General features: G+C 34.5%; 22 protein-coding genes. 15 read left to right on the forward strand and 7 right to left on the reverse strand.

The window, feature by feature from the left end; translation table 11 throughout:
* Both ACO05K_RS06495 and ACO05K_RS06500 read left to right on the forward strand, forming a co-directional pair.
* Positions 1-1,467, forward strand: a complete 1,467-nt coding sequence (locus ACO05K_RS06495) for a glutamate synthase subunit beta (protein WP_421943635.1) — start codon at positions 1-3, stop codon at positions 1,465-1,467.
* A gap of 91 nt (positions 1,468-1,558) precedes the next feature.
* A complete protein-coding gene (locus tag ACO05K_RS06500; protein ID WP_421943636.1) occupies positions 1,559-2,650 on the forward strand; it encodes a metallophosphoesterase in 1,092 nt (363 codons plus the stop codon).
* Here ACO05K_RS06500 and ACO05K_RS06505 read toward each other — a convergent pair whose 3' ends face one another.
* Complete coding sequence (locus ACO05K_RS06505) at positions 2,651-3,793, reverse strand: sensor histidine kinase (protein WP_421943637.1); 1,143 nt, start codon at positions 3,791-3,793, stop codon at positions 2,651-2,653.
* Positions 3,794-3,985: 192 nt separating this feature from the next.
* On the opposite strand from ACO05K_RS06505, the gene ACO05K_RS06510 reads away from it, so the two are divergent.
* A complete protein-coding gene (locus tag ACO05K_RS06510) occupies positions 3,986-5,461 on the forward strand; it encodes a glycoside hydrolase family 130 protein (protein ID WP_421943638.1) in 1,476 nt (491 codons plus the stop codon).
* 631 nt (positions 5,462-6,092) lie between these two features.
* Here ACO05K_RS06510 and ACO05K_RS06515 read toward each other — a convergent pair.
* Complete coding sequence (locus ACO05K_RS06515; protein WP_421943639.1) at positions 6,093-8,363, reverse strand: glycosyltransferase; 2,271 nt, start codon at positions 8,361-8,363, stop codon at positions 6,093-6,095.
* Between the two features lie 125 nt (positions 8,364-8,488).
* On the opposite strand from ACO05K_RS06515, the gene ACO05K_RS06520 reads away from it, so the two are divergent.
* Positions 8,489-9,259, forward strand: a complete 771-nt coding sequence (locus ACO05K_RS06520) for a Ku protein (protein WP_421943640.1) — start codon at positions 8,489-8,491, stop codon at positions 9,257-9,259.
* Between the two features lie 52 nt (positions 9,260-9,311).
* Here the strand turns inward: ACO05K_RS06520 and ACO05K_RS06525 are convergent, their stop codons facing one another.
* A complete protein-coding gene (locus ACO05K_RS06525; RefSeq protein WP_421943641.1) occupies positions 9,312-10,430 on the reverse strand; it encodes an alpha/beta hydrolase in 1,119 nt (372 codons plus the stop codon).
* 143 nt (positions 10,431-10,573) lie between these two features.
* Between ACO05K_RS06525 and ACO05K_RS06530 the strand changes: the two genes are divergently transcribed.
* The 3 genes from ACO05K_RS06530 to ACO05K_RS06540 are packed head-to-tail and all read left to right on the forward strand — an operon-like array spanning position 10,574 to position 11,942.
* A complete protein-coding gene (locus tag ACO05K_RS06530) occupies positions 10,574-10,936 on the forward strand; it encodes an STAS/SEC14 domain-containing protein (RefSeq protein WP_421943642.1) in 363 nt (120 codons plus the stop codon).
* Positions 10,937-10,957: 21 nt separating this feature from the next.
* Positions 10,958-11,110 (forward strand): hypothetical protein, encoded by a 153-nt coding sequence (locus ACO05K_RS06535; RefSeq protein ID WP_421943643.1) that lies wholly within the window; start codon positions 10,958-10,960, stop codon positions 11,108-11,110.
* Between the two features lie 25 nt (positions 11,111-11,135).
* Positions 11,136-11,942: a mechanosensitive ion channel family protein gene (locus ACO05K_RS06540; protein WP_421943644.1), complete on the forward strand. Its 807-nt coding sequence runs from the start codon at positions 11,136-11,138 to the stop codon at positions 11,940-11,942.
* A gap of 63 nt (positions 11,943-12,005) precedes the next feature.
* Here ACO05K_RS06540 and ACO05K_RS06545 read toward each other — a convergent pair whose 3' ends face one another.
* Positions 12,006-12,383: a response regulator transcription factor gene (locus tag ACO05K_RS06545; protein ID WP_421943645.1), complete on the reverse strand. Its 378-nt coding sequence runs from the start codon at positions 12,381-12,383 to the stop codon at positions 12,006-12,008.
* 137 nt (positions 12,384-12,520) lie between these two features.
* On the opposite strand from ACO05K_RS06545, the gene ACO05K_RS06550 reads away from it, so the two are divergent.
* From ACO05K_RS06550 to ACO05K_RS06565, 4 genes are all read left to right on the forward strand, one after another.
* Positions 12,521-14,731: an ATP-binding protein gene (locus ACO05K_RS06550; RefSeq protein WP_421943646.1), complete on the forward strand. Its 2,211-nt coding sequence runs from the start codon at positions 12,521-12,523 to the stop codon at positions 14,729-14,731.
* Positions 14,732-14,735: 4 nt separating this feature from the next.
* Positions 14,736-15,155 (forward strand): response regulator, encoded by a 420-nt coding sequence (locus ACO05K_RS06555; RefSeq protein ID WP_421943647.1) that lies wholly within the window; start codon positions 14,736-14,738, stop codon positions 15,153-15,155.
* Between the two features lie 82 nt (positions 15,156-15,237).
* The gene (locus tag ACO05K_RS06560) at positions 15,238-15,822 is read left to right on the forward strand and encodes a biliverdin-producing heme oxygenase (protein WP_421943648.1); all 585 of its coding nucleotides are present in this window, start codon (positions 15,238-15,240) and stop codon (positions 15,820-15,822) included.
* A gap of 185 nt (positions 15,823-16,007) precedes the next feature.
* Positions 16,008-16,187 carry a hypothetical protein gene (locus ACO05K_RS06565; protein ID WP_010602585.1) on the forward strand — a complete coding sequence of 60 codons (180 nt, stop codon included), beginning with the start codon at positions 16,008-16,010 and terminating at the stop codon, positions 16,185-16,187.
* Positions 16,188-16,606: 419 nt separating this feature from the next.
* On the opposite strand, the gene ACO05K_RS06570 is transcribed toward ACO05K_RS06565, so the two are convergent.
* The 3 genes from ACO05K_RS06570 to ACO05K_RS06580 form a co-directional block, all read right to left on the reverse strand.
* Positions 16,607-17,626, reverse strand: a complete 1,020-nt coding sequence (locus ACO05K_RS06570) for an IS110 family transposase (RefSeq protein ID WP_421942443.1) — start codon at positions 17,624-17,626, stop codon at positions 16,607-16,609.
* A gap of 526 nt (positions 17,627-18,152) precedes the next feature.
* Positions 18,153-18,404: a hypothetical protein gene (locus ACO05K_RS06575; RefSeq protein ID WP_421943649.1), complete on the reverse strand. Its 252-nt coding sequence runs from the start codon at positions 18,402-18,404 to the stop codon at positions 18,153-18,155.
* Between the two features lie 32 nt (positions 18,405-18,436).
* Positions 18,437-19,000, reverse strand: coding sequence for a DUF3291 domain-containing protein (locus tag ACO05K_RS06580; protein WP_421943650.1), 564 nt, complete (start codon positions 18,998-19,000; stop codon positions 18,437-18,439).
* Positions 19,001-19,237: 237 nt separating this feature from the next.
* Between ACO05K_RS06580 and ACO05K_RS06585 the strand changes: the two genes are divergently transcribed.
* The 4 genes from ACO05K_RS06585 to kynU all read left to right on the forward strand — a co-directional run bounded on the left by ACO05K_RS06585 (position 19,238) and on the right by kynU (position 22,231).
* A complete protein-coding gene (locus ACO05K_RS06585) occupies positions 19,238-19,714 on the forward strand; it encodes a GAF domain-containing protein (RefSeq protein WP_421943651.1) in 477 nt (158 codons plus the stop codon).
* A 13-nt stretch (positions 19,715-19,727) separates the two neighbouring features.
* A complete protein-coding gene (locus ACO05K_RS06590) occupies positions 19,728-20,333 on the forward strand; it encodes a DNA-3-methyladenine glycosylase (RefSeq protein WP_421943652.1) in 606 nt (201 codons plus the stop codon).
* A gap of 53 nt (positions 20,334-20,386) precedes the next feature.
* The gene (locus ACO05K_RS06595) at positions 20,387-20,875 is read left to right on the forward strand and encodes a pyridoxamine 5'-phosphate oxidase family protein (protein WP_421943653.1); all 489 of its coding nucleotides are present in this window, start codon (positions 20,387-20,389) and stop codon (positions 20,873-20,875) included.
* A gap of 66 nt (positions 20,876-20,941) precedes the next feature.
* Positions 20,942-22,231, forward strand: a complete 1,290-nt coding sequence (gene kynU, locus ACO05K_RS06600; RefSeq protein WP_421943654.1) for a kynureninase — start codon at positions 20,942-20,944, stop codon at positions 22,229-22,231.
* Positions 22,232-22,233 lie beyond the last annotated feature (2 nt).

Below are 22,233 nucleotides of genomic sequence, written 5' to 3' on the forward strand. Positions count from 1 at the left end.
ATGGGAAAAGTAACAGGATTTCAAGAATACGATAGAGTTGCGCCCAATAGAGAAGAGGCTACAACTCGTGTTAAACATTATGGTGAATTTTTAAATGAATTGCCATCATCAGAATTAAACAGACAAGCTGCCCGTTGTATGGATTGCGGAGTTCCGTTCTGTCAATCGGGTTGTCCGTTGGGTAATGTGATTCCGGAATTTAACGATGCCGTTTATCAAGGCAAATGGGAGCAAGCTGCAAATATTTTATTAAGCACAAATAACTTCCCTGAATTTACAGGAAGGATTTGTCCAGCTCCGTGTGAATCGGCATGTGTTTTAGGCATTAATCGTCCTCCGGTTTCTATCGAGGAAATTGAGAAACACATTATCGAGATTGCTTTTGAAAAAGGTTTTATCAAAGCAAAAGCACCATTAATCAGAACCGGGAAAAAGGTTGCAGTTATTGGATCTGGTCCGGCTGGTATGGCCGCAGCAGCTCAATTAAATAAAGCCGGACATGAAGTAACGGTTTTTGAGCGTGATGATGCACCAGGAGGTTTATTGCGTTATGGTATTCCAGATTTTAAACTTCAAAAAAATATCGTCGACAGACGTATTGATTTAATGAAAGAAGAAGGAATCATTTTCAAATGCAATGCAAATGTTGGTGAAAATGTAGAAATCAGCACTTTGTTAAGAGATTTTAATGCAATTGTTTTAGCCGGAGGTTCAACCATCCCAAGAGATTTGGCAATTCCCGGAAGAGAAGCTAAAGGCGTTCATTATGCAATGGATTTCTTAAAGCAGCAAAACAAACGAGTTGCAAACAGATATGTGCTTTCAGAGAACATTATGGCAACCGGTAAAAATGTAATTGTTATTGGTGGTGGCGATACAGGTTCGGATTGTATCGGAACATCTAACCGTCATGGTGCTAAATCGGTAACGCAGTTCGAAATTATGCCAATGCCGCCTCAAACCAGAACGGAGCATATGCCTTGGCCAAATTATCCAATGTTACTAAAACATACTTCATCACACGAAGAAGGAGCACAAAGAGCATGGTCTGTAAATACAAAAAACTTTATTGCCGATGAAGATGGAAATCTTAAAGCTTTAAAAGTTGTTGATGTAGAATGGGAAATTGATGCAAACGGCAGACCAGTAAGCTTTAAAGAGGTTGCTGGCACTGAAAGGGATTTGCCTTGCGAACTTGTTTTACTGGCTATGGGTTTCTTACATCCACAAAAGGAAGGTTTAATAGAGAAATTAGGTATCGAACTGGATAACAGAGGTAATGTAAAAGCTTCTGAACAAAATTATCAAACCAATATTGCTAAAATATTTGCTGCTGGTGATGTTCGCCGTGGACAATCTTTAGTGGTTTGGGCAATCTCCGAAGGTAGAGAAGCTGCCCGTAAGGTTGATGAATATCTGATGGGTAAAACCAAATTAGCATCGAGAGATGCTGTAGCTTACGCATAATTTTAACCTAAATAATTCAAACCATTAAGGCTGCAACAAAATTGCAGCCTTTTTTTTATCTTGCTAATTCGTGATTTACTAAAGAGGTTTTATGAGAAGGTTGCTTCAGCGTTTATTAAGTAATTGGGTAATCAGAATGTCGAACAAATTCGGCTCAAGACCTAATGCAACACGCATAAATGAAGCCTTATCTAAACTCTATAAAAAAATTGATAGCAATGACGGTAAAAGAGGATTAATTTTTAATGCTGATATCAACCAAAAATATATCATACTTTCTGATCAGCATAAAGGAGCGAGGGATTTTGCAGATGATTTTTCCTTGGCTGAAAAAAATTACCTCGAAGCTTTAGATTTCTATAATCGGGAAGGTTTTCATTATCTGAATTTAGGTGATAGTGAAGAACTTTGGGAGAATCTGTTGGAATCGGTTATCAAACACAATCAAAAAACATTTGATGCAGAAAAGAAATTTATTGAACGCGATGCTTTTACCAAAATTTTCGGCAATCATGATTTGTATTGGGATAACGATCCGTTATCTTCCTTCAACCTAAACAGAATTTATGGCAAAAGCATTAGGATTTATGAAGGTGCGATTTTATGCTTTAATATTTCGGGCAAAAAACTTGATATTTTTTTAACACATGGCCATCAAGGCGATTTGCAAAGCGATGGTAATTGGTTTAGCAAATGGTTTGTAAGTACAATCTGGGCGCCTTTACAATCATATTTAAAGATTAATCCGAATACGCCGGCTTATGATAATCAACTGAAAACCGTTCACAATGCGCTAATGTATAATTGGGTTGAAAAGGAAGAAAACATTGCGTTAATAACAGGTCATACGCATCAACCCGTTTTCGCTTCTTTAACACATTTAGAGCGGTTGTATCTTAAAATACAATTGGCTGAAGAGCAAAATGATGTTGCAGAAATTGAAAAATTAAAAGCAGAGCTTAATAAGTTAATCGGGAAAGGTGAGGAGATGCCGCCGCTAAAGAAATACAAATCTGCTTATTTTAATTCTGGTTGTTGTTGTTTTAACGATGGCGACATCACAGGTATTGAAATTGAAAATGGCTTTATCCGGTTGATAAAATGGTCGTACAAAAACACAAAAGAGCCTAAGAGATATATTTTAGAAGAAATGAAATTAGAATCCTTAATCAGTTTAACCTGATTATTTTAAGGGAAATTCTACATAAAATGTGGCGCCTTTGTCTTCTCCCTCACTTTCTGCCCAAAGTTTGCCCTTATGTAAATCAACTAAAGTTCTGGCTAGTAATAAGCCTAATCCTTCGCCACTTTCTGATTTAGTGGTGGTATTCTTAAGATTAGCAAACTTTACAAAGAGTCTTTCTAAATCGCTTTTCGTTATTCCAACACCGTTATCTTTAATAGAGACGATTAGCAAATTATCACTTTGTGAAGATTTGATTTGGATTTCTTTATTCTTCGATGAAAATTTGATCGCATTATTTAGCAGCTCTTCGAAAATCTGGTATAGCTTTTCTTCATCGCCGTAAATTTCTGCGCTTTCTGAAACATCGACTAAAAGTGTTAATTCATTTTTTTTAAGTCTTATATCAAAATCAGAAACCATTTTATCCAAAAGTATTTTGATGTTAACCTTAGCTTTTTGAAGTTTTACTGAGGCATTTTCGCTTCTGGCAGTGCTTACAATATGGTTTAAGCGCTCTACAATATTTTTTGATTGCGAATTAATTTTTCCTGCAATCATTTTTGTTCGTTCATCAATTCCAGGCATTTTACCTACCAATTCAGATTGAAGCGAAATTGTAGTCATTGGGTTTTTTAAATCATGCACAAGCATATTCACGCGATGGTCTTGAGCTAGCATGGTTTGGCGCATTGCTAACCTGGTTTCTAGCTTATCAATAACTAATGCGCTTAAATTCTTAAGCATTTCAGTTTGTTGTTCAGATGGTTTTATATCAGAAGCAACCAAAACATGGATTGTACCTACAATGAAACTTTCTGGTGTAATAAGTGGTGCAGCAATAAAAACCTGATTGTTGCCAATGTTTTCAATCACTGTAATTTCCGGATTGCTAATGGCTTTTTGGCAAAGCTCATCAATATTTATTAATTGTTTGCCTATAACGGCTTTATGAAAAACAGCATCATCACTAACAAAGGAAATTGCAGCATAATTAACGTTAAAAATATTTGCAGTGAGTTTTGCAAGCGTATTAAAAGCTAATTCTTGTTGTGTCTGTAAAATTTCGTAACGATCCAATTTCTTCAGGCGATTGTTTTCCTTATTGGTTAGGTTAGATTCTAAAATTTCAATTTCAGGCATATCGGGAGAATATTTTACAGATTTAAAGTTAATTATTATTATCACAATGTGGATTAATCTTTCTACAAGTTCGGATGACAAAAGTATATCCCTAACTAAAAGAAATGAAACAATTTTCTCATAAATTAGTTACTAATAAGTTAAAGAAAAGGTGAGGAAACAGAGACCATTTATCTCCAAAAAACATACAAAATGAGATTACACATAGAACGGAAATCAGTAAAAGTAAATCCTGATACAAAAAGAGTTATTGCCCGGTTTTTCTTTAATGGAGAAGAACGAGCATTGGAAGTAATAAAAAAGGTTTTGCAATTTTCTGATGAAAAAATCTTTTCTCTTGTTTCACCGATTTTGCAGGAATATTCAAAACGACATAGAAATATCACTAAAATTTTAAACAGGCATTGTAAAAAGCTTAAAAAGCAGCTTACCATATTAAATGTTGATTTGGAAGATTTACATCCTTACACCAAATTACTCATCGGTGCTTACTTTACACATGAGTATTCTATCGAGTCTGCTGCCTTTTTTAATCCGAGTATTATTGATGATCCAGATCAAACCGATTTGGTTGAAGGTGAAAAACGTGTTATTATTAGTTTCAGAGCTGTTGGCGAAGGTCACATTTCGTCTATCGTTTTTAGAAGAGCTTTAATTGACGCTAAAAATAACATATCTGTTTTACCAGTAGGTAATTATGTTGATGAAGCTGAAGTAATCAGGAATGCCATTTATGTTAAAAAAATGTTCCTTAAAAAGGCGGCGTATGCACAAATTGATCCATTAGTATTAGAGGAAATGGAATCTAAGCTTGATGATAAATTTGAATACACAAGTTTAAGTAATATCATTAAAGATTCTAAAACGTTACACAAGGAAAATCCATCTCGTTTAATAGAATATGATAAGGTTTTATGGCTTTCTGATACTTATCATACCATCAGTTTTTCTAAAGATACCGACTTATCGGACAGGGTTATTTTTCCGATTTCGGAATTTGAACGCAAAGGTATTGAAGATGCCAGGTTTGTTAAATTTATCAAAGATGATGGAAAAGTAAGTTATTATGCTACTTATACTGCGTTTGATGGCTCACTTATTATACCTAAACTGGTGCAAACCGAAGATTTTTATGAGTTTAAAGTAATTCCATTATATGGCGATGGTGCTCAGAATAAGAATTTAGCATTGTTTCCGAGAAAGATAAATGGAAAATATGTAATGATGAGTAGGATAGATGGTTGGAATAATTATCTGATGTTTTCGGATAAAATTAATGTGTGGGAAAATCCAATTTTATTAAAACAACCAAGGTACGATTGGGATTTGGTGCAGATTGGTAACTGTGGTTCACCGATTGAAACTGATAAAGGCTGGATATTGATGACACATGGTGTTGGTCCGATGCGTAGGTATTGCATAGGTGTAAGTTTATTGGATTTGGAAGATCCAAGCAAAGAAATTGGTCATTTAAAAGAGCCATTAATTATTCCAAATGGAGATGAGCGTGAAGGTTACGTACCTAATGTGGTTTATTCTTGTGGTTCAATTATCAGCAATGGAGAATTGATTATTCCTTACGGGTTATCAGATTATAGTTCATCATTTGCAACTGTTAATTTAGAGTTGCTTTTGAATAAATTGATGGACAATCATTCTGAAGGATAAATATTAAGGATTAGAATTTTAAGTTGCTGTCAGTCTGAGCCTGTCGAAGACCTTGTAAATTTAAAATATATTGTCCTTCGACAAGCTCAGGATGACATCGTAAATAATCAGATTACAGATATCGTTAATAATTAATTATACTATCAAAGAATTTTAAATTACTGTCAGTCTGAGCTTGTCGAAGACCTTGTAAATTTAAAATATATTGTCCTTCGACAAGCTCAGGATGACATCGTAAATAATCAGATTACAGATATCGTTAATAATTAATTATACTATCAAAGAATTTTAAATTACTGTCAGTCTTAGTTTGTCGAAGACCGCTATACAAAAGAAAATGTCCTTCGACAAGCTCAGGATGACAGCGTAAAGAATCAGATTACAGACATCGTTAAGAATCAATTATACTATCAAAGAATTTTAAATTACTGTCAGTCTGAGCTTTTCGAAGACCTTGTAAATTTAAAATATATTATCCTTCGACTACTTGTCCCGAAACTTAGGGAAGCTCAGGATGACATGGCTCATTAAAATAAGTAGCTTTGAGCATATTTGTAGAATTAAAAACTTTAAAAAAAACAAAAAGCCGGATTTTTTTAGAATCCGGCTTTTTGCATCCACATTAAATATTTTAACAGATTTTCTCTGTATTTACCAAAGGTGAGGATAGGCTTTGAAATTCGATTTCTGCAGCTTTTAAAACTGTTAAGTGTGATACAAAATATGCTAAAGTGCTTTCTGCTCCCTGATTTCTGTTTACGCTGTTGAATTGCAATCCATCGGCACAACCATGTGTTTCAAAATCGTACAATGGAATATGCAAACTGTTTCTACCTAAGAACCATTCGTAACTGATGTGCATTAAATTCAAGTATTTATCATCCTTTGTTACCTCGAAGGCTTTGTAATATAATAACACCATTGCCATTGTTTCGAGCGCTTGCTGGTCGTAAACTGGGTTTTTACCATGTTTTTTCATCCAGCCTGCATTACCAACAGGATTTAGATAACCATTCTCAAAAGAAAAGCTATTTAAAAACTCAATTGATTCCATCGCGATTTCAAAAGATTCTAAATCTCCGGTAACCTCGTAATGACTTAATAAAGCTAGCGGTAAAATTGCATTATCGTAAGTTAATATATCTTCAAACCAATGCCAGTCTCCATCTTTATTGGCACGATAAGCTTTAATTAATGTGGCAGATAAACGATTGATTTCATTAACCAATAATTCATCACCATCATGTGCTTTTAAATAATATCCAATTCCAATTATCGTATTGGCAATTGAACGGATGTATTTTAAATCTTTAAAGTGTTTTACAGAATTTGAGAAAAGCTCACGGCCAAATTCCTGGTAAGAGTTGTTGGGTGCTGAACAAATTAAATAACCTAACGACCAAATGGTTCGTCCGAAAGAATCTTCAGAGCCCACATCATCAAGATAATTTCTATTGAAGCTTAAGAAATTTCTAAAATTACCATCTTCGCGTTGCATGTATTGAATGAAACTTAAATACACTGGCATTAACTTCAGTGCTTTCTGATTTTTATCTTGCTCGTATGCAAGTAGTGATAATATCAATGCTCTGGCGTTATCATCAATACAGTAACCTTCCTTTAAGTTGGGAATACCAAATTTCGCATGCTGAATAATACCTGTATCATCAGTCAGCAAAGCAACGTGGTTAAGGTTTAAAGCAGGCATACTGTCAACATCAATAATAGGAGGAATAGCTCTTTTAGGCTTTTTAACCATTTTAATCGCTTCATCTAAAGTGCTGATGTAGACATTTCCGATTTCCGGCCATCTTAATTTTAAGCCGTACTGATATGCATTATCTTTCAGTTGTTTATGTTTGCCCTTGTCTTCTAAAAGCGAATTTGCAATCTCAGCAAGTTGTTCATCATTTTTAAAGTCGAATAATTTTCCTCTATTTTCGGCAAGCAATTCTTGTGCATGCCAGTAAGGTGTAGAAATTACGGCTGCACCAGCCCCAACTGCGTAAGAAAGCGTTCCGCTAGTAATCTGCGCTTCGTTAAGATATGGTGTGATGTATAAGTAACAAGCGGTTAAGTATTGATGAAGTTCGGTTTCTGATACAAATTTGTTTACAAATGCAATATTGTTTTCTACGCCCAACTTTTTTGCTAATGCCTTTAAGCTATCGCGATACTCTTCTCCGTTATGTTTAACCACACCAGGATGTGTATTTCCAAGTATTACATACAAGACTTCAGGATGTTTTTTTACAATCGATGGTAAAGCCTTGATAACAGTTTCTAAACCTTTATTTCTGCTTATCAAACCAAAAGTGAAAAGTACCTTTCTGTTTTTGAATAAATCGCTTTGCAATAATTCATTATCTTCAGATGGTTCCAAATCTGGCACACCGTGTTCTATTAACTGAATTTGTGCAGATGGAATTTGATAAATACTGGTTAAAAACAGAACTGCTTTTTTGCTCATCACCACAATTTTAGAAGATTTAACAGCAATTTCTTTAATTATGGTTTGCTGCATAAAATTTGGTTCTTTTAAAACCGTATGCAGAACTGTAATAAATGGTTTCTTTAAATTGTTTATCAGAGATAATAAGAATACTCCACTATTACCACCGAAAATGCCAAATTCATGTTCTATTATACAAGCATCAACTTCGCTGTTATTAATAAATGCTGCAGCTTCTAAATAATCTTGTTGATTTTGCTGGCGAATTACAAACTTTACTTCATCTGGATACTGATGTTCATTTAAATCATCAGATTCGTTCATGGCAACTATAAAACTTTTGTCGGCTTCGTAAGTAGAATTTAGAGTTAGTGCATTAACCAAATTCTGGTTAAATGTAGCAAGTCCGCATTCGCGTGGTGGATAGGTTGATATATACGCAATTTTCATATTTCAAAGGAATAGATACTCTGATAACATGAGTAATCTGAAATAGTTTGCTTTGTGAGTAATTTGACATTTCTATATAAAAACAATATGAAATAATGTCTTGTTAATAGCTAAAAGAAAAAGATATGAGATCGATTTGGAAAGGTTCAATTGGCTTTGGATTGGTAAACATTCCAGTAAAGTTATTTTCGGGTGTACAAAGCAGTAACCTGGATTTAGATATGCTTGATGAACGAGATCATGCTAAAATTAAATATATGCGTGTTAATGAAAATACGCACAAAGAAGTTCCATTCGAGAAAATTGTGAAAGGACATTTCCTAAAAGATAAATATATCATCCTAGAAAAGCACGATTTTGAAGAGGCTGCTCCAGAGAAAACGAAAATTATTGAACTGGAGAATTTTGTTGATATAAAAGAAATAAATCCTATTTATTACGAAACATCGTATTATACCGAACCGGAAAAACAAGGCAAGAAAGCTTATGCTTTATTGCTGAAAGCGTTAGAAAAATCGGGTAAGGCCGGCGTTGCAAGATTTGTACTGCGAAATAATGAAAATCTCTGTGTAATCCATCCGATGGATGGTGTTATTGTAATTACAAAAATTCGGTTTGAGCAAGAAATCAGAAGTTTATCTGAAGTAACTAAGGTAGATGATGTGAAAATCACCAAGAAAGAAATGGATGTTGGCTTAGCTTTAATTAAACAATACTCAAGCAAGTTTGATTTAAGCTCATTTAAAGATGAATACCATAACGAACTTTTAAAAATTATAAAGGCTAAAGCTAAAGGAAAACGTGCTACGGTTAAGAAGATGAAACCTCAAAAATCAAGCAGCGATGATTTGTACGATCAGTTAATGCAAAGTTTGAGTTCGAAAAAGGGAGCTTAAATTAAGATAATCAAAAAAGGGTTTAGCAATTCAAATGCTAAACCCTTTTTTCTTATTTAAACGCTGCTTTTAATTGTTCAGCAGCATAAGCCTGGGCTTCTTTAGCTTCGGGAACAACCAATGCCATTCCGAAAAACTCATGGGTAACGCCCTCATAATTTCTACTATTTACTTTAACGCCTGCGGCGGATAATTTATTAGCTAGCATTGTACCGTCATCATGAAGCGGATCAATTTCTGCAGTGATGATTGTAGTTGGAGGTAAACCTTGCAGTTTTGCATTAACTAATGAAATTTTAGGATTTTGTGCTTCAACCATAGTATTGAGATACTTCTCGGTAAACCAGGTCATCATTGCCTTATTTAAAGGTTTAGCTTCTGCATACATTTTGTACGATTCAGTTTCCATGTTTGCTTGTGCAATTGGGTAAACCAAAACCTGATGAACCGGAACCATGATTTTTTTATCGCGAGCCATTATAGAAACGTTTGCAGCCAGATTACCACCAGCGCTTTCACCAACTACAGCAATTTTAGCCGGGTCTCCTTTTAAACTTGCGGCATTTTTAACTACCCATTCGTAAGCAGCAAATGCATCATTATGTGCAGTTGGGAACTTATTTTCAGGAGCTAATCTATAAGCAACAGAAACAACAACAGCATTAACCTGTTCTGCCAAACCCTGAGCCGAAGCATTGTAAACATCTAAATTTGCAATTACAAAACCTCCGCCATGGTAGTAAACAATAACCGGATAAGGTCCTTTTGCTTCTTTAGGTGTATATATTCTTACATGGATTTTTGCACCGTTTGCATCAATGTCTTTTCCAACAGTATCTACTTTTGGCGCAGGTACTTCAATTTTATTGGCAGCAACCAAATCCATAACTGCATCAGTTGGTGTATGGTTTTTACGGGCATCAACAGCACTTAAAGTCTCAAGAGGTTTATCACCATAACTTACCAATTTCTCGATAACGGCCTGTATTTCTGGTTTTATCGTTTTTCCCCATTCTGGTGGTGGACCGGCAGGCTTAAGTGTAGATGTGGTAGAAGAATCTGACAGAGTAGAATCGGCAGTGTTAGAATTTTTTGCATCATTACTACACGCTGATATTGTGATGGCTAGCGCAACAATAGCTGTCGGCCATTTTAATACATTGTTTTTCATAGGGTTAATTTTAATTGTTTCGAAATTTGAATCTATAACAGTATCAATCAGATAAGTGTTTTATCTGTTTCACAACTTTTTAGAATTTGTGCAATCTTCAAACATCTTCTTTAAAAGGTTGTTCTTAATAGAAAGCGAAATTTATGTTAACAGAAATTACTGGCTTACCCGACAATATTTTTGGTGTTAGAGCCACAGGCGAGGTTGATAGTAACGATTTAAAGAACGTCCTACTACCTGGATTAGAAAGAACGGCAGAAAAGTTTGATGAAATACGTTATTTATTGGTTTTAGAAACCGATGTTAAAAATTTTACAGCCGGCGCTTGGGTTCAGGATGCTAAAGCAGGCTTGGTAAATTTCACAAAGTGGAAGAAAATTGCTGTTGTTAGTCACGAAAAAGGAGTGGAATGGTTTACAGATATATTTACCGTTGCTACACCCGGAAGTTCGAAAGGATTTAAACCTGATGAAGTTGATGAGGCAATAGCCTGGTTAAAAGTTTAATTCTATTATAAAAATATTTTTATGAAAAATTCTAAAACCTCGGCCGAAAGCAGCAAGGCTACTGCGCCAAAAACCTCAAAAGCAAAAGGTGCTGATGAAAAGGTAACATCAGCTAAAGATGCTAAGAAAGTAAATGTGGAGAAAGAGTCTTCAACAAAACATAAAAAACCGTAGTTAAAAAAGCGCAATCACGAATTTTATGAATTTAGATGCTGGTACCATAGATAAGTTTTATAATAAAGCAACAAACTGGGTAATTGATAAAGGCCCCGAAGTTCTACTAGGTATAGCCATTTTACTATTAGGCTTATGGCTTATTAAACTTTTAGGCAGATGGTTAAGAAGTGGCATGACCAAAAAAGGTGTAAATCCCTCGTTAAGACCTTTTCTTACCAGCTTAATACTCATTGCCTTAAGAATATTACTGATACTAACTGTAATGCAGATTATTGGTTTGCAGTTAACATTTTTAACGGTGTTGATTGGTGGTATTGGTGTGGCCGCAGGTTTAGCTTTATCCGGAACGTTACAAAATTTTGCTAGTGGTGTGCTTATTTTGTTATTAAAGCCATTTGTTGTTGGTGATAATATTTTGGCGCAGGGGCAGGAAGGCACTGTAACTTCAATTCAGATTTTTTATACAATCGTAACGACTTTTGATAATCGCTCGGTCGTTATTCCAAATGGGAAACTATCTAACGAAGTTATTATTAATATCAGCAGACAAGGCAGCAGGCGTTTAGATATTGAAATGAAGTTTAACTACGGAATAGACTTCAACAAAGTTGAAGAAATTTTTAACAAAACTGTTGATGAATTTACAGAATGCTTAGATACACCTAAACGAAGAATTGGTGTTTCCACTCTGGAGGATGGAGGATATAAAGTGGCTTTGAATGTTTGGGTAAAAGCTCACGGATTTACAGATACGAAATTATCTTTCCAAAAGGAACTGATGCAAAACTTAAAAAGTGGTGGTTTAAAATTACCTGGAATGACGGACTAGGATATCTAATTATTAAATGATTGAATTATTGAGTGATTGAATTTTGAATGATTGAATAAGGGCTCAAGCGTCTGCTTTTTTAAGCAAAGCATAGATTTTATCCATAAGCTCATCAATATTAAATGGTTTAGCCATAAAATCATCAGCCGCGATATCATCCAACATATAATTTCCAGAATTATATCTGGCAGAAATCATTAACACAGGAATATGACTTGTATTGGCAGTTTCTTTAAGTTCTTTAAGCAAAACCCTTCCATCAATATCCGGAAGCATAATATCCATGATAATTACATCAGGTTTAAATTCTGTTACATGATCGATAAAGTCGGCGCCTTTGTTTAAGCCATCAACATTAAAAGCTTCACTTTCGAGAATAAGAGTAATAACATCTAAAATAGCATGGTTATCTTCAACAACCAGAATGTTTTTTTTTGCCAACGGGATGAATTTTTAAATTTCAACAAATATATAATAAAAAATAAACCGCAAAACTGAATTGAATAATTTCGCTGTAATTAAGTGTAAAGAATTTGATAATTCAGAAAATCTAATACTTTTGCAATACAAATCCTTATATGAATAAATTCTCTGTAGATTTAACCAACTGTGATAAAGAGCCAATTCACATTCCTGGAAAGGTCCAATCTCATGGCTTTCTTATTGCTGTTAATAAGGTAAATTTCAAAATATCATACATAAGTGAAAACGCTGAAAGTTTTTTAGGCGAACCAGCTAAAAACCTGCTCGATAAATCACTTAATGTGCTTAATAATTTCATTACTCAAAACGACCCGGAGTTTAACGTAGAAGATTTACTAAAGCTCGGAATTATTAGAAAGAGTTTTGATGCGATAAGTCCGCACCCTACAGAAATTGATGGCAAACCATATTATCTTATCATTTCATCATCTGTAAACGATTGGTTATTAGAATTTGAACCGCTTACTTTACAATACGATATTCAAAGTTTAATTGGTCGTTCGGCTTCTGCAATGTTGCAAGGTAAAACGGTTTCCAGTTTATTAAAGGGTGCTGCCATTGAAGTTAAAAAGCTTATCAATTATGATAGGGTAATGATTTATAAATTTCAGGAAGATGGACATGGTGAAGTAGTTGCTGAAGAGATGGAACCTAATTTGGAACCTTTTTTTGGTTTACATTATCCTGCATCAGATATACCAAAACAAGCCCGAGAATTATATAAGCTTAATTTAACCCGCTTAATTGCCGATGTAAATACGGAGGATGCTCCAATCATTACTTTTGAGGAAGAAAAGCCATTAGATTTAACAAATGGTGGTTTGAGGGCAGTTTCTCCAATTCACATTCAATACTTAAAAAATATGGGTGTGCACTCGAGTTTCAGTATTTCATTAATTTCAAAAGGAGAACTTTGGGGATTAATTGCCTGCCATAACTATAGTGCTAAGTTTATTGATTATAAAGCGAGAGAAGGTTCTAAATTAATTGGTCAGATTCTTTCTTCTGCATTGGAATATCGCCAAGGTGAAGAGGATTCTGAAATCATAGAACAATTTAAGAATACAGCGTCTGTACTTACTGAGCATCTAGCGAGAGATAAATATCTGATTGAGGCCGTAACCGGACATAAAAGAACCATTCTCGATGTTACAAAGGCAACCGGAGTAGCCATAATTTTTGAAAATACGCTTAAAACTTTAGGTAACGTTCCGGCTGATGATGACATCTGGGAACTTTCTGAATGGTTGCAAAAAGTTAATGAAGAGTCTGTTTACTATACGCATCGGTTATCAGAAATTTTTCATCCTGCAAAAAAATATAAAAATATAGGTTCCGGAGTTTTAGCTTGTACTTTAAGCAAGGAACTAAATGAATTGATTATCTGGTTTAAACCAGAGCAAATTACTACAGTGCATTGGGCCGGAAATCCGGAGAAGCCAGTAAATCCTTCAGAAGATGGAATACTTAGCTTATCACCAAGAAAATCTTTTGAAAAGTGGTCGCAGGTTGTAAACAACACTTCAGAAAAGTGGCTTGCAGAAGAAATTGCTTCGGTACTTCGCATACGTGAAATTATTATCACTGATGTAAATAAAAAAGCTAACGAAATCAGGCAGTTAAATGAAAAGCTTCAGGCAGCATACGAAGAGTTGGATACCTTTAGTTATACTGTTTCTCATGATTTAAGAACGCCATTAACTTCAGTAAAAACATATGCCGAGTTATTATTAAAAAACAAAAGCATTGACGAGAGTGGCAGAAAGATGATTGACCGTATTTTAAGCGGCGCTGATAAGATGAATTTTCTAATAAAAGAAATTTTAAATTTAGCGAGAGTTGGTCGTTCGGATATTAATTTTGAAACAGTTAATATGGAATCTTTGTTAAGGGAGATAACAACTGAAGTATGGGCTGCATATAAAGCAGACAGTGCCGAACTAATTTTAGGGCAATTAGCAGATTTAAAAGGAGATAAGACGATGATTGCTCAAGTATTTACTAATTTAATAAGTAATGCCGTTAAGTATTCATCAACGATACAAAAGCCTAAAATAGAAGTATCTTCTTATGTGGATGCGGATGAAATAATCTATACAATTAAAGATAATGGTATAGGAATTGATAACAGGTATTACGACAGGGTTTTTGAGCTTTTTAAGCGCATGGACAATGTTAAAGAAATAGATGGAACAGGAGTGGGGTTAGCTATTGTAAAGAGAGTTGTTGAAAAACATAATGGAAGAGTTTGGTTTGATAGTAAACTGAACGAAGGTTCTACTTTTTACGTAGCTTTTAAAAACTAAGAAAATGAAAACGCCCGATATATTTTACGTGGAAGACGATATGGACTATGCATTTTTTATGCAAAGTGCCGTTCAAGAGGTAAAGGACACCTTAAATTTAACAATTGTAGAGGATGGTACAGAGGCTTTACAAAAGCTTCAGAACTTTGCCGATACCAGAACAAAACCAAAATTAATATTATTGGATTTAAATCTGCCTGGACTATCAGGTTTGGATTTACTTAAGTTTATACGCGATATTCCTTATTTAAAATCAGTACCGGTTATTTTGTTTTCAACTTCTGATAACCCGGAAGACGTGAAGGCATCAATAGAATTTGGTGCTAATGCATATCTAACAAAGCCAAACGGGTACGATAATTTGGTACAATGTGTGCATTCTGTGCATGATTTTTGGTTTAACCAGCATCTACGCTTAAATTAATTTCTACACACAATATTTTAAAGATTCGGTTTACTGCCGAATCTTTTCTTTTTAATCACATTTTTAATTTTATATAATTTCTATGATTGCCAATTTATTGAGAACTCAAACCGCAGAGAAACACCAACAGCTTGAATCGTTAATGTTTGTTAACGATATTATGAATAATACGCTAAGCGTTGATGATTATAAAAAGCTGCTTACTATAAATTACATTATTCACCAAAAGTTAGAGAATAAATTAGCCAATATGCTTGATAACGAAATAGCAGAGCAGCTTCAAATGAAAAATCGTTTAAAGCTTGAATCGCTTGAAAAGGATTTATCTTATTGGGAAATTGATGCTTTAAGTTTACCAGCACTGAATTTTGAATTATTTGTACCAGAGAAAAATAATGCTGAAGTTCTTGGTGCACTATATGTACTGGAAGGTGCTACACTAGGTGGAAACGTTATTAAGAAGCATATACTGGCTAATAACAACTTTACAGGTAAGGAAGAAGGTTTAAATTATTACGGTGTTTACGGTGATGAATTGGGTGCTAATTGGAAAACCTTTGTTTTTGTATTAAACAATACAGTTAAAGAAGCTGACTACGAAAAAACCGTAAACAGTGCCAACGAAACCTTTGAGAATTTGATAAAATTATCGAAACAAATGAACTAAAGTTTGAATGATTTTTAGATGGAAAAAGTAAAAATATACCCTAATTATATAGTAGGGGCATGTTGGGGCTTTTCATAATGTGCAAAACTTCTTTCAAATTAATATTTGCATTCTCTTGTTAATTCGAGGTAAATATGTATTATTGACAAAATAAATTTTTTAAACCTTAAAAACATCAATTAGCGATGGAAAAATTCTCAAAAGTTAAAGCTGCTGTTGCTGCAATCGAAGCAGATGTAGAAAAATTTTATAATGCTGGCAATGCAGCTGCTGGTACTCGTGTGCGTAAAGCAATGCAAGATCTTAAAGTTTTAGCACAAGAAATCCGTGCAGAAGTAACTGACAAGAAAAACTCTGGAAAATAATAATTTCGCGAGTAAAAATAAAAAGGTCCTGATTTACATCAGGACCTTTTTGCGTTTAAAAGGTTTTTGAATGCTAGGATAGGAGTTTATGCTTTAGATTTTATAAATGTTGAAATTGTTACCATTAATGAAGATAACCATTTAAGCTATCTCTATTAATTCGAAGCAGCAGAATTGGCTATGTGGTTGCTTTGCTTTTTCTTTCTGTGGAAAGGTGCCAATTAGCAAAATGGTTGAACAAGGTATTAAATGCAAAAACCACCCCAATCTCCCATGTTATTAACTCAAAGAGAAAATAAAAAATATTGTCATCATGAGCTTCCCGAAGTTTCGGGACAACTAATCGAAGGACAAATGTTTTTTTTGATTATAAAAAAGGTCTTCGACAGGCTCAGACTGATTGTTATGACTTTTGCAAATTAGGCTGCTATATTATAATTGCTTTTATAAGGTTGTTGTGTTTTAATTACAGCTGCTATTCTTAGCGTTATTTTATTTCTCACTGCATTAAGTATACTCATGCTATGCTTACCTTCATCCTTTTTCCTTTGGTAGTAGTTCTTGAATTCCATATTATGTTGGATAACTGATAATGCGCATAGATGTAGTAGTTTTTTAAGGTCTTTGTTTGCCATCCTATGTACCCTGGTTTTACCTTTTACACTAATCCCGCTCGAGTGCTCGAACGGAGCGACTCCTGCATAGCATGCCAATTGCTTTCCACTTGGGTTGCTGGCAAAATTCGCTGTACAACCAATCAGGTAAACCGCGGTGACATGTCCGATCCCTGGTATACCGGTCAACAGGTTATAGTTTCGTTGAAAGGCGCTGTTTTCTTTAATAATTTTGCGGATTTGTTCTTCAATATTTTTAATCGATTTTGCTATTCCATCAATAGCAGATTTAAGTGCTTTCTCAATTAGTTTCTGATGTGATTTTTCATTTACATTACCTAGCTCTTTAATTGAAACGCTAAGTCCTGTAGCCTGCTTGAGTAATTTTGTTCTGGCAGATATGAAATCTTTTAAATGCAATAACTGTGGATCTAAGGCTTCTGTGGCCTTTAATGTATCAGATTCCTTAAAGGCATACTTGCATAAACGGACACTATCTATCTTATCATTCTTTCCTCTAGCTATCCCAAAACTCCATTTAATATGGGCTGCATTACCAATATGAATTGGTACGTGTTTGTTACTGCAGAATGACCAGATTAGCCGGTGATAGATCCCTGTATTTTCAATCACCACCAGAGTGTCTGGATTAAAGGTGACCTTATGAAATTTAAGCCATTTCTCAAATGTCTTTATCCCAGAAGCTGTATTCTCAAACCGTGCGCTTTGGATAGCTTGTTTTACATGACTGATAACAGTCATTAAAGAAGCATCAAAGTAGGGCTTTGATACATCAATCCCAATAAAGAAATTTGTATTAATCATATTATTTATTCTTTAAATTTGTAGCAACTACCTAAGTTTTACCCCATCGATCCAAGTCCTTAATAATGGGTAATGCCCTAATTGTTATCTGGTCACTAAGGGAAAATCGGTAGCGGATTATATCAGTCTATAGGTATCTAACCTTGACAACGCTTAATGAGCCGCTACCGATTTAGGTAACTTGTTAAATATAAATCAATTCAATCATTTTAGACCATTGCAAATCTAAAGGACAACTGCTTTTCTTAAGTTAATTACATTGCCCCAATCCCTCCTTTAAAACAAGGGTGGGAGTTGCCCCTCTCAAATTCAACAAATTATACCAAACTTATCATTTATTTGGCTAAATCAATTATCAGAATATAATTCTTTCAATGTATTTATGTTATTATTTATCAGTTACTTAAGTTTTTTTATTTAAATAATTTTATTAGATATAATGTATTTTTGAAATCAATATAAGCTTTAAAATCGAAATAAAATTTTGTTTAGATAATTTTACAACTGTAAATCAGTTAGTTATGAGTTAATATTGATGTCTTTTATAAGCTAATCCGAAATCGCTGCGCATGATTTTAAAACGCTCAATTACGGTTGCAATAAACTCTTCATCCAATATTTCAAACACATCATTAACGCCGCCCCCACTTAGGTCTAACTCAGCAAGTTTATAGCTTTGTTCAAAAGTGCCTTGTTCAAATTTTACAATGTATTTTTGATTCATAGAAAAGATGGATATTTTACATTCAGGATGTGGAAGTTCTGCTATTACTCTCATGGATATTTATATGATTTTTCTTTGATTTATTATTATAAGGATTGTCCGTTTAAGCTTCCAGTAGATTTTATGATTTCAAAGCGAGCAAATAACTCTTCAGAATACCATTTGCGCTCTCTGGTAAGTTTAATAACATCAGAATGGTCTACAGATTTGTAGGCGTAATTTTTCATGCTTTCTAAGCTCTCCCAAACCGAAAATGTAGCCTGGTCAAAAAATGGATTTTCACCAACACCAGCAGAAAGAATAAAGCCATCTGCTTTGCGCATTTCTTCAGCAGCTCTTTTAATGTTGCTCCTAAACTCTGTTAATTTATTAAAACGGATTGCTGCTCGTGTAATTACAGCTACTCTTGTATTTGGGTTTTCAGTTTTATCACCAACTATAAATGGTTGTTTGCCCGACCATAAGCCATGTGATGATAATGGTTTGAGTAATATTGTGAATTCTTCAATTCCAAACATACGAAACCACTTTAAAGGGAAAGAGTTGTTGTAAAATTCATCACAATCAGTTTCATTATTCCAAGTTGTAAGTATTGCCCAGTGTTTAAAATCTGGCGCTAAATCAACTTGGGCATTCTTTCCGCTACCCATGAGTTTATAGAACCGACACTTTTTATTTAACCACAATGGCAAGCGCAAAATAGCCATTCCTAAAAATGCAAAAGGTATCGTACGTTTTCGAAACTTAGTTATTGTTAAGGTTACAACCATTTTAATTGGGTAATTCTGTCAAAACTAATCAAATTACGTTAATCATCTTTTCAATTTTTTGTCATTATCAAAATGAAATCTAATAATCAGCTAATTCATGATTAACTTTGTTTAATTATGGCAGAAGATTTAACAATTGATAGAAGCATTGCGAAAGCTGAGCAATACAAATCATTAATACCGCAGATTGAAGCATTGCTTTCTGGTGAAACTGATTTTGTAGCCAACATGGCAAATACTGCAGCAGCGTTAAAAGAGCAATTTAACTGGTTTTGGGTAGGTTTTTATCTGGTAAAAAATGATGAGTTGGTGTTAGGTCCATTTCAAGGTCCTGTAGCTTGTACAAGAATCAAAAAGGGGAAAGGTGTTTGTGGGGCATCCTGGGAACAAGCTGAAACATTAATTGTACCAGATGTAGATGAGTTTCCGGGACATATTGCTTGTGCATCAGCTTCAAAATCAGAAATTGTATTGCCATTGATAAAAGATGGTGAAGTAATTGGTGTTTTAGATGTTGATAGTGAATACTTAAATCACTTTGATGAAACGGATAAAATTTATTTACAACAAGTTATATCATCATTATTAAAGTAAAACATTATATAATTTGAAGCTTAAGCAAGAATATTTTCTTAATCAAGATGCAGTTTTATTAGCGCAGGATTTGCTTGGTAAGGTGCTTTATACAAAAATTGATAATGAGATAACAGCAGGTGTTATCGTAGAAACTGAAGCATATTTTGGTGTTAAAGATAAAGCATCGCATGCTTACGAAGGTAGGCGCACAAACCGAACAGAAACTATGTACAGTGAGGGCGGTGTAGCTTATGTTTACCTATGTTACGGAATGCATAATCTGTTTAATGTGGTAAGCTCTGTAAAAGATGAGCCTCATGCTATTTTAATTAGGGCCATTGAACCTTTAATCGGGATTGAAATAATAGAGGAAAGAAGAAATATGTTGCGCTCTAAATCAGCAATTTCATCGGGACCAGGTTCTGCTGCAAAAGCTTTGGGTATTGACAGGTCTTTTAATGCTAAAGATTTAACTGGCGATGAAATCTGGATTGAAGATCATCAAATTAATTATAAAAAATCCGAAATTATTGCTTCTCCAAGAGTTGGGATTGCCTACGCTCAGGAGCATGCACTATTACCATGGCGCTTTTTTGTGGCTGGCAATAAATACGTAAGCAAACCAAATAAAGTATAATACAAACCTTTTGAGCTAAATTCTGTTTTTCATTAAAAAAATATCTAGAAGTTATGAAAAACGAAAAAAATATAGCGATACTAAAAGAAATGGCAGAAAGTGTGAGAACTTGCATGTTTACAACATTTTCTGATGATAACGAATTTGGTAGTCGTCCGATGGGAACAGCAAAGATTGAGGAGGATGGTAGCATTTGGTTCTTCACAAATGAATATTCTTTAAAATCAAAAGAAGTTTCAAAGGATAATAATGTGCTTTTGGCTTATAGCGACCCATCTAAAAATACTTATTTAACTGTTAAAGGGAAAGCCGAACTGGTGGATGATAAAGTTAGAAAAGAAGCTTATTTTAATCCATTTGTTAAAGCCTGGTTTCCTGATGGGATTGAAGACCCAAGATTGATTTTGATTAAGGTTACACCAGAGGAAGCAGAATATTGGGATGCTTCATCATCAAAGATTGTTGTGCTCTTTAGCATGTTGAAAGCAGTGGTGACGGGAGATAGTCCGGATTTAGGAAAACACGACACAATTAAATTTTAGAAAATATTTAAAATCGAAGGAAGCAGGATTGGAAACAATGCCTGCTTTTTTTGTATTATTGAAGCAATGAATTTCGAAAACAATTTAGCATTTGCAAGGCATCAGGATGCTGCAGATATCTTGAAAGATTTTAGGTCTGAATTTTTATTCCCAAAGCATAAAGAAAATGATTTTATATACCTGTGCGGCAACTCTTTAGGATTGCAACCTAAAGCGGTAAAACAGGTTTTAAATAATCAATTGGATAATTGGTCTAATTACGCTGTAGAGGGTTGGTTTGATGGTGATGAACCTTGGATGTTTTACCATAAGGAATTAAAAAAACTGATGGCTCCAATTGTGGGTGCTTCTCCGATAGAAGTTTGCCCAATGAATACCTTAACAGTCAACCTTCATTTATTGATGGTGAGTTTCTACCAACCGAAAGGCAAACGTTTTAAAATTATAATGGAAGGTGGCGCTTTTCCTTCAGATCAATATGCGATAGAGAGTCAAGTGAGGTTTCATGGATTTGACCCTAAAGAAGCGATTATAGAGGTTTTTCCTCGTGATGGTGAAGAAATCTTACGAACGGAAGATATCATCGCTAAAATAAAAGAAAACGGCAGTGATATCGCTTTGGTTCTTTTTGGCGGTATAAATTACTACACTGGTCAATGGTATGACATGGAAGCCATCACCAAAGCAGGGCATGAGGTTGGTGTTATGGTTGGTTGGGATTTAGCTCATGCCGCAGGTAATGTGCCGCTAAAACTGCACGATTGGGATGTAGATTTTGCATGCTGGTGTTCTTACAAATATCAAAATTCTGGTCCGGGTGGGATTAGCGGAATATTTGTTCATGAGAAACATTTTAACAATACTGAATTAAACCGTTTCGCAGGATGGTGGGGTTACCAGGAAAATAAACGCTTTAAAATGGAAAAAGGATTTATTCCAGAGGCTGGCGCAGACGGATGGCAAGTTAGCTGTACGCAAGTAATGCCAATGGCAATCTATCATGCCTCGCTTCAAATTTTCGATAAAGCAGGCTACATTGAGCCATTACGAAATAAAAGTATTAGTTTAACTGGTTATTTAGAATATATTATAAATCAAGTTAATAAAGAAATTAATATTGAACAATTTAAAATTATCACTCCAAAATACCCAAAAGCTAGAGGGGCGCAACTTTCTATAATTGCTTTAGAGAAGGGAAAAGAAATTTTTGACGGATTGGTTGCGCATGGCATTCTTGGAGACTGGCGAGAACCTAACGTTATTCGGTTAAGTCCAATTCCGCTTTATAATTCTTTTGAGGATATTTATTTAACTGGTCAGGCATTGTTACAGGTAACAAAAAACATTTTAAAATAGGC

It is taken from the genome of Pedobacter sp., assembly GCF_965227205.1.
Classification (GTDB): Bacteria; Bacteroidota; Bacteroidia; order Sphingobacteriales; family Sphingobacteriaceae; genus Pedobacter.